The sequence below is a fragment of the Vibrio sp. Vb1166 genome, assembly GCF_033338695.1.
Classification (GTDB): Bacteria; Pseudomonadota; Gammaproteobacteria; order Enterobacterales; family Vibrionaceae; genus Vibrio; species Vibrio alginolyticus.
In genome coordinates this window covers 134,539-152,750 of the sequence record NZ_JAWOTE010000013.1, presented here as the reverse complement: position 1 = coordinate 152,750, position 18,212 = coordinate 134,539, and the positions used below count along the sequence as shown (strand labels likewise).

Below are 18,212 nucleotides of genomic sequence, written 5' to 3'. Positions count from 1 at the left end.
TGGAGGCGCCTCCCGGAGTCGAACCGAGGTCCACGGATTTGCAATCCGCTGCATAGCCACTCTGCCAAGGCGCCTTTTTATTACGCTTCAGGGCTCTACCCCGTTGCGTTGGTGTCTACTTTACGGATTGAGAGAAGATAGTCAAACAAAAACATTTCATTTTCTGTTCGTTTGATTTCTTTTAAGTCAATTCGACCAAAGTTCGATCTTATTGGCTTAAAACGAAGCAATATAAATCTCGCTTTCAGTTCGTTTTGTCCCATGAAACATTAAGGCGTTTAATAGTTGCTGACCCTTTTTAGCAATCTTCCCACAACATTAGGGTGATAAGACCAAGTGTGATCAAACATCGACATTAATGCAGGATTTCCGTATTTCGATAAGCTAATCGCGTGAAAACGGTTTTTCTTCGCTTTGAGCGCATCCACTTTGGCCAGTAACTCGTCTTGTTGTTTTGGCGCGATAAAGTCGGAAATGACTACCATGTCTGCGTTTTTATATTTATCACCGCTCATCAAGTCGATAGATTTAATCAAAGTTGGCTCTAAGTCTGTACCACCATGGAAGCTATAAGTTAGAAAGTCCGCCGCCTCGCGCAGACCATCTTGTTTGGTTAGTTCGTAGGTAATGTGTTCCGTAGAAAAAATAATGACATAGCAATCACGTTGCTCCGCTAGTGCGATTTGCATCAGAGCATAAGCCATGGCTTTGGCGCATTGCTCAGGAAAGCCACTCATGGAACCGGACGCGTCCACACAAACAATGAAGGGGCCTTTTTCGATATCTACCGCTTTATGGTCAGGTCGGTGAGCTTTAACTTTACGTAACGTGCGCGATTTGCCTTGTGTACGATAGTTCATGAGCCGTTTATCAACTAAGTGTTTATAGAACACAACTTCAAGTTCAGGATACGCCAAAAACATCGTTTCGTTGGGAAGTAGCTTATTTAGATCATCGCTTTCGTGAATACCAACAATATCATCCGTCGCCTCATCACTTTTCTCTTCGACCAATTGAAGTTCTTCAGCGGGCGCACGATTTAGTTCAGGATCATTTACTTGCCCCGCTATACGACCGAGTTGCTCCGCAATTTCTTGCAAGCCTTGGTGCTTCTTCAAAAACTCAGCATGGCGTTTCATCACCGTTAAGTCTGTTTTACTCAACTTGGCAGATGCCATATCCCACAGGCGCCCTACACTTTCAGCATCACCCGACTCCGTGACTTTATCCATATTACGCATGGTTTCCATACGTTGATACAGGTCATTCAGCACCTTTTCTTTATTGGCTTCAAGCTCGCTTACTTGCGCTTGTTTTATTGCATCGGTGAGGCTTTGGTACCATTGGTCACAAAAGTAATGTGGGAACATAGGGTTATTCATCCCTTTGTTCTTTTCCATCATTCGGCGAGCTTGCATGTAAAACGCAGAGTGCCATTCCAGCTTTTTAATCACATCTTCGATGTTTTCAAAAAACGCCTCTTCATCCCAATGAATAACCTCTTGATATAAAGACAGCTCTTGTTTGAAACGCTCTGTCTCACATACCTTGGTGATCCGTTTTTTAACGCTGCCTCGCCACTTTAACAAGTGACCTTTGACCGAAGATTTAACACCTCGGTTTTCTGCCATCATCATGACTTGTGAACGAGCCATCAAATCATTAACTGCGCTATCGATGATGCCGGAGTCGGCCACCATCAGCGCGAGGTTAAGTCCGTCTGCACCTAGCATGTCGTCTCCTTATGAGAAAAACTGATTTAAGTTTTTAAAGCGTTGGATAACTTTTTCACTTTCTGCTTGGATTGATTCAAGCCTCTGACTGACCTGTTGCAGACTCGACTCCATTAGGCGGGGTAATTCAGGATCAACAAAGCTATGCGGAAGCGCATCATGAAAGTTCGCTTTCACCTTACGCATATGGTGTTCTGCCTCACTAAGCTGATTTACGGCTTTTTCGCTCTGCGTTAACCACTTTTGGTAAAGCTCTACATCCAAGCCCTCTTGAGTCACTAGGCTAACCAGAATGCCTCGGTTCGCGATATCACGGATAACTAGGTTATTCGCCGCGTCAACGTCAAATCGTAAACGGCACATGTTGGTGTTTTGATTGACGTAACCATACACATCACCGCTTCCCTCTTTAATGACTCGATCTAACTCATCTTTGGGTACATAAACCCAGCGGCTATCACCTTTTTCTGATTCTGAAACCGACATGTTGCTTTGCAAGACCACCAATTTAACTAAGTTAACGGCTGCGCCAACTTTGTACATCTTGGCTTTAGAGGTATCAAAGCGCATGGTTTCTTTGCGCAAAATACCCGTTGCCGCTTCAGACGTTAACGTCATGCGGTAGGCATCTTCAAGTTCATGTTGAACATCAACCAAAGACTCACGGCAGTACTCGATTTCCTGCTCCGCGTCTTGTTGATCAAATGCATGTTTTAAGGCGAACTCTTGAACCACTTCACGTACCACATCTCGCGATTCAGGACTGTTCCATAAACAATCTTGCAGCAGTAGAAGGTCAAGCGGATTGATTTCATCGCGACCATTAAAAAACGCGCTCGCTTTTAACAACTTCACGGCTTTCTTCCAGCGGCGGTCAGAGACATACATGTCGGTATTGGCCACATCACCAAACTGAGCTTCAACTTTGCTTTCTAACATCGTTTTAAGCTGGAAAAGCTTTTCGAATGCATTATCGGTTAGCGTCAATTTGTCGAGCTGTTGTTGCCATTGATGATATTCTTCATCAGTTATCGCTAGGCCTTCTGGTACTTGTGCCTCTTGCGATGTGCCCACAGTCAACATCGACTTAAAGTTTTGTTTATTCTGAATTCGATTCACAAACACACGCACCAACATGCGGTCGTAGAGGGCATCCAATCCACTATCTTCATCGGGTAATTCATTGGAAGCCGATACCAACAGGCGCATTGGCACACGCTCGATATCGCTGCCATTTTTGAATGTTTTCTCATTAACCACTGTCAGCAATGTGTTAAGAATTGCAGGCCCCGCCTTCCAGATTTCATCCAAAAATACGACTTGTGCAGTTGGCAAATACCCTTTAGTTAAGCGAACATAACGGCCGTTGTCTTTTAGCTCTTGGATACTCAGTGGCCCAAACACCTCTTCAGGGGTTGAGAAGCGCGTCATCAGGTATTCGAAGTAACTGCTGTTATCGAACGCTTGGATGAGTCGTTTGGCAATTAAGCTTTTTGCAATACCAGGGGGGCCTAAAAGAAAAACACTTTCACCAGCAAGTGCAGCAAGAAGGCAGAGCTTGATCGTATGTTCACGCTCATAAACGCCATCCGTTAACGCTTTCGCCAATTTATTGATGCGTTCTGAGAGAAGCGCTTTTTCGGCATTTGAGGCAAATAAGGTTTGTGTCATACGTTCTCCGGCTACTGAAGTGGTATTGCGTTAACATTTTTATACACTTGTTATAACTTTGTTACAAATGTATTTTGTCGAATTCCCCTTATAGCAGATGCTTTTCCCCTTCTTGACGAAGCAATCAAAGTTTCCATTTATGAGACATTGCTCACTTAAAGTGCAAACGCTTTCGTCGTGTTGCAGTATTTTTTGCTTTTGTTTCCCACCATTTGTGGTTAATGTCGAAAAACGTCAAAAATGCGGTAACAGCTAGGGTTCATAACTGCATGAGCAAGATAATTCATAAATGGAAGCAAATTTCTCTGATTGAAGAAGACGTTGTGCTTCCTACAGGACAGGCAATAACGCACACCACAATCCATCATCCGGGTGCTGCGGTGATTCTCCCTATTACAGCGGAGGGTCACATTGTCCTTGTCCACCAATTTCGGCCTTCACTTAATAAATGGCTATTGGAACTTCCTGCTGGTACCAGAGAAGGCAACGAAGAGCCACTCTGCTGCGCCAAAAGAGAGTTAGAGGAAGAAACTGGGTTTAGTGCAGAGAAATTCACGTCTCTCGGCCAAGTCACCCCTCTTGCCGGATTTTGTGATGAGATACAGTATCTATTTGTTGCCGAAAAGCTCAACAAAACAAACCGTTACGAGTGCGATGAAGACGAAGTGATTGAGGTCGTCACCTTGTCAATCAAGCAACTCGAAGAAAAGATTGTCGATGGCTCGATCACCGATGCCAAAACGATCGCTTGCTTAAGCAAAGCGCGCCTTTGCGGATATATTTAGGACTTTGACCAAGGAGACATTCATGGATTTTCGATCAGATACCGTTACACAGCCCACCCAAGCCATGCGAGAAGCCATGTTTAAGGCCCCCGTTGGGGATGATGTTTATGGTGATGACCCTACGGTCAATGAGCTTGAAAAATTTGCTGCGCAGCTTGCTGGTTTCGAAGCAGCTTTGTTTACCACTTCAGGCACTCAAGCCAATCTGCTCGGTTTAATGGCGCATTGCGAGCGGGGAGATGAATATCTATGTGGGCAACAAGCACATAACTACAAATACGAAGCTGGTGGCGCGGCGGTTTTGGGATCAATTCAACCTCAACCAGTCGAAAATAACCCAGATGGCACGCTACCATTTGATAAACTGGCTGCTGCGATTAAACCAGATGATTGTCACTTTGCTCGCACTAAGCTTCTCAGCTTAGAAAACACAATTAATGGTAAAGTACTACCTCTGTCTTACTTAGCAGAAGCACGTGACTTCGTGAATAAACATAACTTGCAGATGCATCTAGATGGCGCTCGCGTTTTTAACGCAGCCGTTGCACTTGATGTTCCGGTAAAAGAGATCGGTCAGTACTTTGATTCAATGACGATCTGTCTGTCGAAAGGTCTGGCTGCCCCTGTTGGCTCGCTACTGCTTGGTAGCAAAGACTACATCGCAAAAGCACGTCGCTTAAGAAAGATGGTCGGCGGTGGTATGCGTCAAGCGGGTATTCTTGCCGCAGCAGGCAAACTTGCCCTTACCGAACAAGTGGAACAGCTAAAACAAGATCACATCAACGCAAAAACCTTAGCGGAAGGTTTAGCAGAACTGCCTGGTTTTTCAGTCAACCCTGAATTTGTTCAAACGAACATCGTGTTCGCGAAGCTTGCTCCTCAAGTGGACATAGTAAGTATCGCTGCGAAACTAAAGGAACAAAACATCACGATAACCCCTGGAAATCCAATTCGTTTTGTAACTCATAAAGATATTTCAGCGAAAGACATCGACACTTTCTTATCAAGTATAAAATCTCTACTTTAATTTGATTTTGATCATTGAGCTTCCCCTAAGGGGAAGCTTTATTGTATCGGCATGATTTTTAGCGAATAGATAACCTCCATGCTCAGATTTGTACTTCTAATCTCTTTTATTTTCTCTTCCGCTATCCATGCCGAGCCGTTTGGTGATGCTGATAAAGGTAAAATCAAATCACCTAGCTGTGTCTATTGTCACGGTGTTACAGGCATCGCAACGAACAACACCTATCCAAGCCTTGCTGGTCAAAATGCTCAGTACCTTTACAATGCAATGAAATCTTATCAAGCCGGTGAGCGTAAAGGGCCACTTGCAGAAATGATGGCAGCACAGTTAAAAATGTTAAATGATGAAGACCTTCGTGATGTCGCTGCTTTTTATGCAGAACAGACAGAAATCAAGTGATTAGATCACCTGCAGATGACTATGAAAGCTCGTGAATCATCCAAACTCAACGCATATTGAAACATTAACCCAACATTTGACCACAAAACAATCAAATTAACTTCACTTCAAATATTTGATGAATTTATAGTTCAACATAAGCATTAATATTGACTTTTTATTCTATTTTATCGATATTTCATGCTTTATTGAATTTGACGTGAAGTAAGTTATGTCTCACACACATGCGCAACCAGCAGACTCGGTTGCTACCCCTAAGTCGTGGCAGATGCCAGATACCCTCATTTTGATCTTCATTGTTGGTATTCTTGCTGCGATTCTTACCTACTTAATTCCTGCTGGTCATTTTGATAGCCAACAGGTGACCTACATGGTCGACGGTGCAGAAAAAACTCGCACAGTTATCGATCCTTCTTCTTTCTCTTATGCAACCGACGAAAACGGTGAACTGGTTTACAACAAGGTTGGCCTGTTTGCTTCTGGTGGTGGCATTGGTCTGATGAACTTCCCTTTCGAAGGGCTAGTTTCTGGCTCTAAATGGGGCAGCGCAATCGGCGTGATTATGTTCATGTTGGTTATCGGCGGTGCTTTCGGCGTTGTAATGCGCACAGGCACAATCGATAACGGTATCCTGCGCCTTATCGATAAGACCAAAGGTAACGAAGCGCTATTCATTCCAGTGCTATTTTTGCTGTTCTCGCTAGGCGGTGCGGTATTTGGTATGGGTGAAGAAGCCGTAGCGTTTGCGATTATTATCGCGCCGCTTATGGTTCGCCTTGGTTATGATGGTATCACTACGGTAATGGTTACCTATGTTGCGACTCAAATTGGCTTCGCTACTTCTTGGATGAACCCTTTTTCCGTAGCTATTGCGCAAGGCATTGCGGGTGTACCTGTTTTATCCGGCATGACAGTACGCATGGGGTTATGGGCTGGCTTTACGTTAATCGGTATCGCTTTCACAATGATCTACGCCGCTCGTGTGAAGTCAAATCCTAAACTTTCTTACAGCCATCGCACAGACCAGTATTTCCGTCAGCAAGAGCTTGGCAATCAAGATTCTCGTTGGAACCTAGGTGACACACTCGTTATCCTTACGGTTATTGCGACCACGGTGTGGGTTGTTTGGGGCGTAGTCGCTAACGCATGGTACATCCCAGAAATCGCGTCTCAATTTTTCACTATGGGCTTTGTTGTCGCGATCATCGGTACGATTTTCCGCCTAAACGGTATGACGCTAAACTGCGCAGCTGATGCATTTAAAGAAGGTGCAGCTATTATGCTTGCACCTGCCCTATTAGTGGGTTGTGCAAAAGGTGTATTGTTGATCCTTGGTGGTGGTACAACTGATGAAGCGAGTGTACTGAACTCAATTCTAAACAGTGCTGGCGGCGTGATTAGCGGGCTTCCTGACGTGGCTGCGGCATGGTTAATGTATGTATTCCAATCTATCTTCAACTTCTTCGTCACTTCGGGCTCTGGACAAGCGGCACTGACGATGCCTCTACTGGCCCCTCTGGCAGACATTGCAGGAGTTACGCGCCAAGTGGCAGTTTTGTCATTCCAACTTGGCGATGGCTTTACTAACGTTATCGTCCCTACTTCGGCATCTCTCATGGCAACGCTTGGTGTCTGCCGTATCGACTGGGGTGACTGGGCAAAATTCTGCTGGCGATTTATTCTATTACTCTTTACCCTATCAAGTATCGTCGTTATCGCAGCTCATATTATGGGTTTTGCGTAAAACGAAACCAATTGGTAATTAAGGCGAGACATGTTCTCGCCTTATTAATATTCATGGTATGACGACGCTAAGGTTTTAGATTAGCTTATGGTTTTGGAGTGGTAACTTTAATGGCAACACAATTTCTCGATGACGTGATTCAAGGTCATCAAGTGATTCAGTCTCTCAATGTAGCAGACCTAAATTCGGGCGAGCATAAGTTTTGGTTTCGCATCGCAACGAATGCTCTCTCTCAGTGGCAACACCTACCTGTGCTAGTGTTCAAAGGTGAAAAACCTGGCAAGAAGATCATGATTACCGCAGGGGTTCATGGTGATGAGTACAATGGTGTGTTAGCAGCGCAGAAAACTGCTCGAGAGCTCATCGGCACTGAAGTCGCTGGTACTGTCACTATTGTTCCAACCATTAACATGCCAGGTATGCTAAACCACAGCCGCGATTTCTATTCCGCAGACCCTGACGCGTCTCCTGCAAACTTAAACCGCTTTTTTCCTGGTGACCAAAACGGCAATGAGGCCCAACGTTACTTATATGCATTGTGGAATGATTTGCTCAAGCCAAATGCTGATTTAGCCATTGACCTTCACACTCAAACCAGTGGTGCGGCCTATCCACTTTACGTGTTTGCAGATTTCCGAATCGAGCAATCATTAGAAATGGCTCGTCTCATTAATCCTGATGCGATTTTAAATGATCCTGGAGATGCTGGCGTCCTTGAAACGGTTTGGAATAACCATGGTGTCCCAAGCATTACAGTTGAAGTAGGTATGGGGCGATACACCGAGCAAGAGCTCATCAGTCGAACTGTAACAGGCATTTTTAATGTGCTGAAAAAGCATAACATTGTTGAAGGTGATATGGACCCTATTACGTCATGCTTGGAAGGAAACGAAATCGTCAGTGTGAAAGCGACACACGGCGGCTTTGTACTGCCTCATGTCAGTTTGATGAATTTTGTCGAGCAAGGCCAACTTCTTGCGATTCAATACGACAGCTTTGGCGCTGAGATTAAACGCTACACCGCCCCAACAAGCGGCACAGTACTTAGCCACAATGTTGAATCTATTCGAGCACCAGGTTCCCTGATCGTTCGTTTGATTAAGTAAACCATAACCGTTTGTTGATAGATCAACCTTTCGACGCTCACTCAAATTTATATAAGCCCCATCACGAGTAATCACAAATGATGGGGCTATATCCATTTTGACCACATTAAGTTACGCCGTAACAAATTACTGTTAAGCGAAATGACAAACTGAGCTCTTAATTAGGAAGCTTCCCCTCTGTCCGCTTTTTCAGCCACGCTGATGAACTTAAAGCTGCCGTTGTTTCTCTTGTTCAACAAAAATGAGCTCGTCGATAGCGAAACCTTTCTCTTTAGCTACGTACTTAAAGCGCTCCACTACTTTCTCATCAACATTAGGAGTTCTAGACAATAGCCACAAGTAGTCGTGGTTGTAACCGGAAACAAACGCATAGTCATAGTTTTCACCTAGCTCAAACACAATGTAAGAAGAATATATTGGCCCAAAAAAGGAAACCTTTAAGTGTCCCACCGTTTCATCTTCAACAAAATAAGCTTTGCCTTCAGCTTCTGACCACTGTCGCTCTTCTTCGGAATATCCACGGTTTATCACCTTGACCCCACCATCCTCACGAACCTGATACTCAGCGGTAACGTTGGATAAGCCTCGCTCAAATGAATGGTCTAGGCGTGCAATCTCATACCACTTACCTAGATATGGCTCTAAATCGAAATTATTCACGGGTTCCACCCCATCCGGCTTCGAGGTACAACCAAATAAAGTTGCAAGTGACAAAAGTAAAAATATTTTTATCGATTTCATACAACACCTAAATTTTAATTAGTGATTGATTTTACTCTAGAAGATAACAAATCGATCACTAAGCCGCACCATCGCCCTCATAGGTACACATCACAATTCTTCATCATCAATAGCGCGCTTAACACCGAAACCTCGTCATCTCTGCAAATCGATAACAAGATTGCTCTATTTTTGACTTACAAGCTGACCATGCTTGTACATTTTGTCAGCATTTAACCCTATGCATATAGAAACTTTGCACAACATAGACATTCGTAGGCATATCACCCTCCTATAATACGTTGCGTTATAGACAGAGGTTATTGTTATGAAATTAAAAACAGTGTCAGTTTGTGCACTTTTGGTGTTACTTGCAGGTTGTCAGCAGGAAAAGCCGAGCGAAACGACACAATTAACGACCTCGGCAGATGTATGTAATGCACAAGGAAACATGCCAGGTGGGTGGAATGAGTTTAACGCGACCCCTGATGCACAAAAGGCAATGGCCTTTGTTTTAAAGAAAATGGACACAATAGCGTCGTTTAAACGAATACTGAATGTTCACGCGCAAATCGTTAGCGGCGTCAACTATGCTATTGAGTTTGAATTGGATGATGGCTCTGTTTGGAACACGATTGTTTATCGCAACCTTGATGGCGAATATGCGATTACCCAATCACCAAAAGAAGGCCACTTTTGCGAACAGTAGCGACTTAGTCAGAAAGCCCCTAACAATAGGGGCTTTTTGATCTAACAGTAGTCACTGAATTAGACAGCGAAGCGACATTGAGATTTAATCGACACCGTTGAACCAAGTCTTGATGGTTCAACATCAATCCTCTGCGCCATTTGCTCTTTCAGCTCAGAAACGTGAGAAATAACACCGATCATGCGCCCAGTCTGTTGCAGGTCCACTAGCGTTTGAATAGCAAGATCTAAAGACTCTGGGTCTAAACTACCGAAGCCCTCATCAATAAATAAAGTGTCTAAACGGATACCGCCACTATAGGATTGCACAACATCCGACAAACCAAGTGCCAGAGCAAGCGCTGCCATAAATGATTCACCGCCGGAAAGTGTCGCAACATCACGCGTTTTTCCTGTGTAGCCATCTTCAACCATTAAATCTAAGCCGCGACCCGCAGCGCCTTTGAAGCCCTCTGTTTTTCGAGCAAGAATATAGCGCCCTTTACTCATAAGGCTTAAGCGTTGAGAGGCCTGAATCAGCACATCATCCAACAGTACACCAAGAACAAAGCGATGTAGGCTAACCCTGCTGCCTGTTTTACCGCTAGCAACGTCGTACAACGTACCAAAGATTTTGTATTCTTCTTCTAACTTACTATTTTTCTCATGCAACACGGCAATATCTTTACGAACCTTTTCAAGGCGTTCAAATATTGAGCGTGTGGTATCAAGTTGATTCCTTACTTCAATATATTGCGCCTGCAGAGTGGTTAACCTGTCGTTAAACGACTCTAAATTAGGCCTTTCAAGATCTTTCAATGCATGATTTAAATCATGTAGTGTTTGCTCAAGCTTGGTTTGTGCCTGTTTGAAGCTGTCTATTTCTTGCTGCCAGGCTTGAAGTTCATCATCTCCCACTCGACTACTTAGATAATGGCTTTCATCCTCAAATTTACTCGCCTGTAGTGCCTCATTCCACGCTAATTCTGCTTGGCTAAGTTTTTGCTCTGACTCAGATAACCACTGCTTGTTCGTCGCTAAGTGACTTTCCGCATTTGATTTCTCCAATATCGCTTGCTGCAAAGCGTTTTGCGCCTTTTCTAAGCCTGTGTTCAAACTCAGAATTTGCTCGTTTGTCAGCAAAATTTCACGTTCAAGCAAGTCAGCGGAACTGTATTTTGGGTCAATAGAAGCTTGTAATTGAGCCAATTGTTCTTGGTTCGCTTTAACGGTTGATTCATTTGCCGCCATTTGATTCTGCAGCTCATGAATTTTATTTTCACCCACGACGCAGCGTTGATTAAGCTGTTCAACGTTCTTTTCTAGCTTTTCAATATCAATAGCTTGTAGACGTAGGAGTTGAGCATTGATCGCTTGCAAATCATTTTGAACCGTCGAGATCTCAGATGTAGCATACTCACCCAACTCCTCTTTCAACTGGTTACACTGATTCTGATACTGACTAATGACAACGTTATGTTGTTCTAGCTGATTGCTTAGTTGGTTCAACAAGGTTTGAGCTTCTCGCTCTTTCGCTCTAGCCGCCTGAACTTGCTCTTTTGTAACGGCTTCTTCAACAAACGTTGCGGGGTTAGGATGCGTTTCGCTACCACACACCGGGCATGCTTCACCTGCTTTTAGTCGCTGCGCTAATACTGCTGCTTGAGCGTTGTGCCACTTAAGCTCTATCGTATCAGCGTCTTGTTGATACTGCATATAGCGCTGACTGGCTTCGTTTAGTGACTGCTGCTTACCTACAGTTAGCGCATTGAGTTTAGAGAGCTCTAAAGTAAGATCATGCTGCTTTTGTAGATCCTGTAGCAGCCGTTGTTTTTGTTTTATTTCCGCATCGATGCTGCCAATAAGCGCAACATCAACTCGTGCTTTCTCTAGCTCCTTCTGTCCCTGCTGGGCCTGTAACGTTAACTTATCTTTTAGTTCTATGTACTGTTTTAACGTTGCTTCAAATTGTTGTTTTTGTTGATAACCCGCCGTTATTTTACTTTCCAAATTGTCTTTCTCGACCAACTTGTTTTTCATACTTTCAAGCTGATACTGCAGTTGCGTTAACTGCGGGACCTTTGCCGCGGCCTCTTTTGCACTTTGCTGCAAGTTTTCTTGTTCTCTCGCAACGACATGAGCTTTTTCGAGACTCTCTTTCAAAGCTACGATTTTTTGCCTAAGCTCTTGCGTTTGAGCTTTTGCATTTTGTAATGAGATGTAGGGCAACTCTATCTTATTGGCATTTTTAGCGTTTTCTAATTGCTGTTGACGAGCTTTTATCGAATCTGAGTGTTCTAGATGCAGCTTGAGTGCGCTTTCTGCTTGCTCTCGTTTCGAAAACTCTCCATTCAAGGTTTCCGCTTTTTGCAATTCAGATTTAGCAGTATTGAGCTTATCTAACGCTGCTTGCTCATTCTTTTTATCAGACTCTAATTGCTTAGTTACTTGTTCCAGTTGTTGTAATAGCTCTTGTTCAGAACTCGCTTCTGCAACTTGTAAAGCACCTCGAATTTGATTATCAAATTCGCCTTTCGCTTTACTAATTGCACTCGCTTTATCTTTGAGCGCGTACTCAATTTTTTTATATATGTCAGTTTGAAAGAGCTGGCCAAAAATTTCTTCACGCTCTTTAGAGCTAGCAAGCAACAGTTCTCGGAATTTTCCTTGAGGCAACACCATAACTTGACGAAATTGAGTTTCATTCAAGCCAATAATATTGCTAACTTCAGTTTTAACCTGAGTCGTCTTGCTGGTGATAAGCGTTTCAGTCTCACCGAGTTCATAAAGAGCCGCAGTGTGCTTTTTAATCGTCATCCCTTCACCACGGGCCTTGGGCGCTTCCTGCTCAGGGGATCGAACAACTCGGTATTGTTTGCCGTGTAACGAAAATTCGAGAACTACTTCGGTTGGTAAATCTTGCGCGGATAAGTCACACCGCATCTGAATACCTTGTCGCTCATTACCTGTGGTTTCACCATAAAGGGCGAAGCAAATGGCATCTAAGATCGACGTTTTACCGGAACCTGTAGGACCATTAATCAAAAATAGAGGGTTACTGCCAAGCTTCTCAAAATCAATGATTTCAGTTTTTGCAAACGGACCAAAGGCTTGCATGGTTAGTTTAATTGGTTTCATCTTTGGTCCCTATTGCTGTGATAATTGCTTAATAATGTCAGTAACAGCTTGCTCTTGCTCTTTAGACAACTGGCTATCTTGCGCCTCAATAAAAAAATCTCGGAACATATCAATTTCGCTTCGCGCCAACTTTGCTTGCGCCATTTCCTGCTCTACCCCAATTAACATGCCAGGTTTCTCAAGGTGTAAAACGTTTGGATACACTGAACGAAGTTTTTCCATTGGGTTTAAAATCGCATGTTTATCCATCAAGCGAACTAACAAATAATCTTCATTCTTAGGGTCTGTTTTGCCTTGCTCAATAACTTTATCCAGCTCGCCCTCTACAATGCGCATTTCATGAGGAGCCGTAAGATCAATATGCTCTGCAGAAACAAATCCTTTCTTGTCCAGTTCAACTAACGTGAAACCTTTTCTCTGGTTCTGTTCACCAAAGCTATACTTCATGAGAGAGCCAGAGTAACGGATATGCTCTGCGCCTTTCTTTTGAGGCTGATGCAAATGACCAAGTGCGACGTAGTCAAAATCTAAGAAGTGTTCATGACTCACGCGATCAGAACCACCAATAGATAATGGTCGTTCAGAGTCTGACTCGATAGCCCCATCAACAAAACAGTGACTCACGAGCACGCGCTTTTGCTTAGAGATAAAGCGCTCTTTAATTTGCTCAACAAGCAATTGATGAGCCTCATCATGAGTGGATACCGAGGCTTTGTAGGCAAACCTGACCTGTTCAGGGTCGTTATAAGGCATACCATAAAACGCGACCTCGTCCGCAGAGTCCGTTTTTATGATGATGGGAGTGAGCATCTCTTCAAAGTTGCTAACAATATGGAGACCTGCATTTTTCATTTGCTCTGAGCCGAAACCTAACCTTTCTGCACCATCATGGTTGCCAGATATCAATATCATTGGTGTTTCTAACTCGGTACAAATGCGTTTCACGACTCGATTTAACAGTTCTATTGCAACCGTTGGTGGCACCGAACGGTCATAGATATCTCCCGCCACTACAACTGCATCGACGGGGTTGCGTTCAATATAGTTAATCAGTTGTTCGAGTACTGCTTGTTGATCTTCGAGTAGTGATACGTTGTGGAATTGTCGACCAAGATGCCAATCTGAGGTGTGGATAAACTTCATTCGAATTCACTTTCCGCCAATTCTATGAGTAGGCTTGCTTCTGTCAGAGTCCATGTACCGTTTATAAAAAGGAATGCGTCACGGGTGGGATCTCGAACAAGCCAAAACTCAAGTTATTTTATTTCGGTAAGGATATCTTGAGTCGAACAGCTTTTCATGTGGTTTGTGTTCTATGGCTGGCTATTTAATCAGAAAGCGAGAAGAACACTGTAAAAACGCGGTGAGCAAAGCTATTTTGAAAAGCAAGCTGCGCCTAGTCATTGTCCAAACATCATTAAAGGGCCAGTTTCGAGTCAATCCCCCATAACATTTGCATCACTAAAACCTCAGCTACTACTAGAAGGAAAAGCAATAGCCAGACCTATTCACTACGCCAATTGTATATTACTCCTACCGCATAGCCATCTGACTCGATGTCCGCTTGCAACACGTGAAAGTCTGGGCAGGGGCTGCTTCTTTGAAGCTCATCAATCACTAACGCTTTTAAAACGCCGCCACATGCACCCAATCCGCCAAGTTTGATATCAACAAATTGATACTGAGTTTGATCGGTCACCCACGGAGACAAGAATTGCATTGAGTTTAACCATTGCGGCTCTTCCTTATTAACGGATAAATACAATTGACTGAGTGGATGTTCACAACTTACTCCTAATTGCTTAAACACCTTGTCCACGGCGATGCGTTGTTGTTTGGCATCTAAATCAATTCGAACAACATCAGGCACAAGACCTGAATGTCGAAAAAAACACTTGGTTAAAATGATAGAGCTTTGAGGTTTGACATGCCCTTCTACATCACTCGTAACCTCTATAGCCAGTATCCAAGTCGCTTGCGTTTCATTAACTTCACGATTTATCCGATTTAGTGCCATCAAAAATGCAGCTTGGCCATAAGGATAAAAGTAAATTTCAGTATTGACAGTTTGGTCAACGAAAATAGAAAGCTCGCTTATCAATGCTTTAAGCAAACTTTTGTCCACCGAAGATGGTAAAAGAACACAGAGATTCCCCTTGATATCAGCTTGCTCAAGACTCTCGCGCTCAGAGCGCACGAGGCTTAATATATGCTCATCTATTGATTGAGCAAAGTCAGGGGGTCGGATTTCCTCGGACAATCTAAAAGAATCATCAGCTATCTCGCGAACGGTGTGTGAACGGCCATTAAAAGATAGAAGATGCGTTTGAAATGCGAGTGGCATCTAGCCTCCGATTAAAACCGTAGGCATACCAGATAGAATTTTGCCACCATGAGACGTTGAATCGCCGACTCTCGCGGCTGGTTTACCGTTGATTGTTACGCTAGAAGAACCTGCTGAGATACTATCCGGAGGACCGATACAAATAAGCTTGTCGCCTTGTCTTGCCGCAGGTATCCCGCCAATCGTTACGTTTGGTGAGCCAACAACGACGGGACCACCGACATGCGGTATCTTTCCTGTTTTTTTAGGGCAAAGATGAAAGCTGCCCAAAACTGCGGCTGGTTTACCCACTTTAAATCACCTTAGTTCAATGAAATTTGCCCAGCTTTAAGAGCAATAGCTGAGCCGTTAATGGATATTTTATTACCTTTGATATTGATTTCTCCAGAGCTAGACATCTGAATAGAAGCACCACCTACTTTGATCTCGACGCTCTTTCCTGCATTAAAAGACAGCACTTCACCCGTTTCATTCGAAAAGTTTTTACCTACTTTCAAGCTCGCGTTCTGACCAACCTCTTGATTAACATCATTGGTCACTTTTTCGGTTTTACTGTTTTCAACGGCGATATCAACACAGTCTTCAACTAGCATTTGGAACAGTTTTTCAGCATGAAGATAAATGTGCTCTTCACCAGGCTTATCATCGAAGCGCAACTCATTAAAATTGGATGTACCTTTTTGTACAGAGCGTGATTTATAACCACTCTGAGAACTTTGCTCTGGTAAAGCGTAAGGAGGGAGTTGACTACCGTTATATAGTGACCCCGTAACGATTGGTTGATCAGGGTCTCCGTTGACAAACTCGACGATGACCTCTTGTCCGACTCTAGGGTGAAACACCGACCCCCATCCGTTACCTGCGATATTTTGCGCAACACGAATCCAACATGAACTATTTACATCGTATTTACCAACACGGTCCCAGTGAAACTGAACTTTGATACGGCCATGTTTGTCTATGTAAATTTCACCATCTTTGTTCCCCGTAACTATTGCAGTTTGCAAACCTTTCATCTGAGGTTTCGGATAGTTAACTGAAGGACGAAGGATTGTCTTTGAGTCAACACAACTAAACGAGACTTTGACACCTTGCGCACCGGTGCCACCTTGACCAGTCTGGTTATAAACAGCAGCAGACAAAAAAACAGAAGACAGTACATATTCTTTGCCAACTCGAGATTTATCTTCATGTTTTTTAAACTTGAAGCACTTGCCTACGCTGAATGTTCTGCACGTAGCCTCGCCACGACACAAATATGCATTTTGCTGTAGTGCTTCTATTGCATGCGTGTTTCTCAGTGCGTATTGATCATTGCTCTCCATTTCACCCATGTATTCAAAATACTCGCTTTCAGGCACTGTAAAAAAATCACTTTCACCCTTTGCAGTATTTTTAGGATTCGAAGAAGGCTTGAGCATGTTATAGCCTGACTTTTGACTCGCTTTAGTAGTCAGAATTTGCGTTTCATGCCAAGAAGAAATGTGGCTAGATTTCGCCGTACCTGTATCAAAATCGACTAAAAACTCAGTACCCGGCTTATAAAAACTGATGTCATCAAAAATATTGAGCGTATGGGCAGACTTAGTATGTGTAAAACAAAATGATAGCCCCTCTTCCGATAACAGACGTCGAACAAATTCAAGATCTGATTCTTCATATTGTACTTTGTACGTGTATTTAGGATAGGACTTGGTTAGCTCAAAACTAAAGGCAACACTATGCTCCGATAGTACTTCAGAGATAATTTCCTTTATATTTTTATGCTGAAATATTCTGCAATTTTTTCGATATTCAGCGAAACGTAATTTAGGCTCTATTAATAATTCTATGTTTTTATAATTTTCGCCTTTATGTGTATTAGAAACCCTTTTCCCTTCTAATCTTGCAGCAGAAACGTAACCATGCATATAACGAGGATTTGAAGAAACATCCTCATTATTTTCAAGGGTAATGGTAACTTCCTTACCAATAATTTCGTTTAACTCACTTCGTTGATCATTAAAGTAAGCTTTAGCACGCAATGAAAAAAGTTCTGAGATCTCTTCTTTATACTCAAACGAGTTTAGTATGATGGCATCTTTACCGAATGGGGAAGAAATTCGGATGAAATTGTTATCTTGAGTTGCTCTTTTCATTAAATACTTCTTTCAAAAAAATGCGGAGGAATACTCCCCCGCATGAAAATTACATTTGTTGACCTTTAACACCGCTGTAGCCGTATACCAATGGAGCAGAAGTGTTGTTCTTATCGTCAGTAGGAGTCACTGTCATCATCATTTCTGTGTAAGAAATTGTGATAGTTTCAACTGGACGATCGTCTTGGATAGAAACTGAGTAGTTAGAAATCATCGCATCAGTCAGTTCGATCTTCATGATCTCTTCAACCTTCTCACCCTGCTTAGTAATATGGAAAACCGCTGGTTTACCTTTACCAATCGTCGCTTCTTTAAATAAGTCAGGAGAAGAACGGTCTTGAAGTTTAGTGATAGTCAAATCATATAGACGAGTAGCGCTCGCTTCACGGTCCATCGCTGTACCAGTGTATGATGAGATCTCACGACCTACACTCCAATCTACAGATAGTAGTGTAATCAAATCTTTGTATTGCTCGGCTGTTGCCTCACCCTTAATATCTGCGTATTTAAGATACGTATTAGACTGCATGCTAATCTCCTATAGCATTATTAATTGACATATATCGTAGTAATTTAATTATCTGACGTTTGGTGATAATTAGTGATTAATGTATCAAAAACTTCATTTTAAATACGCCCTGTTATATCTTTAAATAAGATTTAATTTAAGCGTTTTTTATAAAAAATAATAGTTAATATGAACCAACTCCCAATTATTAT

Annotated in this window: 15 protein-coding genes and 1 tRNA gene; 6 read left to right on the top strand and 10 right to left on the bottom strand. The window is 42.9% G+C overall.

Features of this window, described 5'->3' with window-relative positions; all coding sequences use genetic code 11:
• The 3 genes from R7E51_RS14840 to R7E51_RS14830 form a co-directional block, all read right to left on the bottom strand.
• Positions 1–74, bottom strand: a tRNA-Cys gene (locus R7E51_RS14840).
• A 204-nt stretch (positions 75–278) separates the two neighbouring features.
• On the bottom strand, positions 279–1,733 hold the full coding sequence (viaA, locus tag R7E51_RS14835) for an ATPase RavA stimulator ViaA (protein WP_206957553.1): 1,455 nt from the start codon (positions 1,731–1,733) through the stop codon (positions 279–281).
• A gap of 9 nt (positions 1,734–1,742) precedes the next feature.
• On the bottom strand, positions 1,743–3,404 hold the full coding sequence (locus R7E51_RS14830) for an ATPase RavA domain-containing protein (RefSeq protein WP_054576741.1): 1,662 nt from the start codon (positions 3,402–3,404) through the stop codon (positions 1,743–1,745).
• A 269-nt stretch (positions 3,405–3,673) separates the two neighbouring features.
• Between R7E51_RS14830 and R7E51_RS14825 the strand changes: the two genes are divergently transcribed.
• The 5 genes from R7E51_RS14825 (at position 3,674) to R7E51_RS14805 (ending at position 8,465) form a co-directional block, all read left to right on the top strand.
• Positions 3,674–4,189 carry an NUDIX hydrolase gene (locus R7E51_RS14825; protein ID WP_151515526.1) on the top strand — a complete coding sequence of 172 codons (516 nt, stop codon included), beginning with the start codon at positions 3,674–3,676 and terminating at the stop codon, positions 4,187–4,189.
• 22 nt (positions 4,190–4,211) lie between these two features.
• Positions 4,212–5,216 (top strand): low-specificity L-threonine aldolase, encoded by a 1,005-nt coding sequence (gene ltaE, locus R7E51_RS14820; RefSeq protein ID WP_042520986.1) that lies wholly within the window; start codon positions 4,212–4,214, stop codon positions 5,214–5,216.
• Between the two features lie 78 nt (positions 5,217–5,294).
• A complete protein-coding gene (locus R7E51_RS14815) occupies positions 5,295–5,615 on the top strand; it encodes a c-type cytochrome (protein ID WP_017633643.1) in 321 nt (106 codons plus the stop codon).
• A gap of 211 nt (positions 5,616–5,826) precedes the next feature.
• Positions 5,827–7,359, top strand: coding sequence for a putative basic amino acid antiporter YfcC (gene yfcC, locus R7E51_RS14810; protein WP_005387492.1), 1,533 nt, complete (start codon positions 5,827–5,829; stop codon positions 7,357–7,359).
• A 110-nt stretch (positions 7,360–7,469) separates the two neighbouring features.
• Complete coding sequence (locus tag R7E51_RS14805) at positions 7,470–8,465, top strand: succinylglutamate desuccinylase/aspartoacylase family protein (RefSeq protein ID WP_054574303.1); 996 nt, start codon at positions 7,470–7,472, stop codon at positions 8,463–8,465.
• A gap of 207 nt (positions 8,466–8,672) precedes the next feature.
• Here the strand turns inward: R7E51_RS14805 and R7E51_RS14800 are convergent, their stop codons facing one another.
• Positions 8,673–9,206 carry a lipocalin family protein gene (locus R7E51_RS14800; protein ID WP_025767720.1) on the bottom strand — a complete coding sequence of 178 codons (534 nt, stop codon included), beginning with the start codon at positions 9,204–9,206 and terminating at the stop codon, positions 8,673–8,675.
• Positions 9,207–9,513: 307 nt separating this feature from the next.
• Between R7E51_RS14800 and R7E51_RS14795 the strand changes: the two genes are divergently transcribed.
• Positions 9,514–9,894, top strand: a complete 381-nt coding sequence (locus R7E51_RS14795; protein ID WP_025767719.1) for a cystatin domain-containing protein — start codon at positions 9,514–9,516, stop codon at positions 9,892–9,894.
• A gap of 59 nt (positions 9,895–9,953) precedes the next feature.
• On the opposite strand, the gene R7E51_RS14790 is transcribed toward R7E51_RS14795, so the two are convergent.
• The 6 genes from R7E51_RS14790 to R7E51_RS14765 form a co-directional block, all read right to left on the bottom strand.
• Entirely contained in the window at positions 9,954–13,010 is a 3,057-nt protein-coding gene (locus R7E51_RS14790) for an AAA family ATPase (protein ID WP_206957554.1), read from the bottom strand.
• A gap of 9 nt (positions 13,011–13,019) precedes the next feature.
• Positions 13,020–14,153: an exonuclease SbcCD subunit D gene (locus R7E51_RS14785; protein WP_033907016.1), complete on the bottom strand. Its 1,134-nt coding sequence runs from the start codon at positions 14,151–14,153 to the stop codon at positions 13,020–13,022.
• Positions 14,154–14,514: 361 nt separating this feature from the next.
• On the bottom strand, positions 14,515–15,354 hold the full coding sequence (locus R7E51_RS14780; protein ID WP_025767716.1) for a hypothetical protein: 840 nt from the start codon (positions 15,352–15,354) through the stop codon (positions 14,515–14,517).
• The gene (locus R7E51_RS14775) at positions 15,355–15,645 is read right to left on the bottom strand and encodes a PAAR domain-containing protein (RefSeq protein WP_206957556.1); all 291 of its coding nucleotides are present in this window, start codon (positions 15,643–15,645) and stop codon (positions 15,355–15,357) included.
• Positions 15,646–15,656: 11 nt separating this feature from the next.
• Entirely contained in the window at positions 15,657–17,492 is a 1,836-nt protein-coding gene (gene tssI, locus R7E51_RS14770; RefSeq protein ID WP_206957558.1) for a type VI secretion system tip protein TssI/VgrG, read from the bottom strand.
• 49 nt (positions 17,493–17,541) lie between these two features.
• Positions 17,542–18,021 carry an Hcp family type VI secretion system effector gene (locus tag R7E51_RS14765; protein ID WP_005375967.1) on the bottom strand — a complete coding sequence of 160 codons (480 nt, stop codon included), beginning with the start codon at positions 18,019–18,021 and terminating at the stop codon, positions 17,542–17,544.
• Positions 18,022–18,212: the final 191 nt, after the last annotated feature.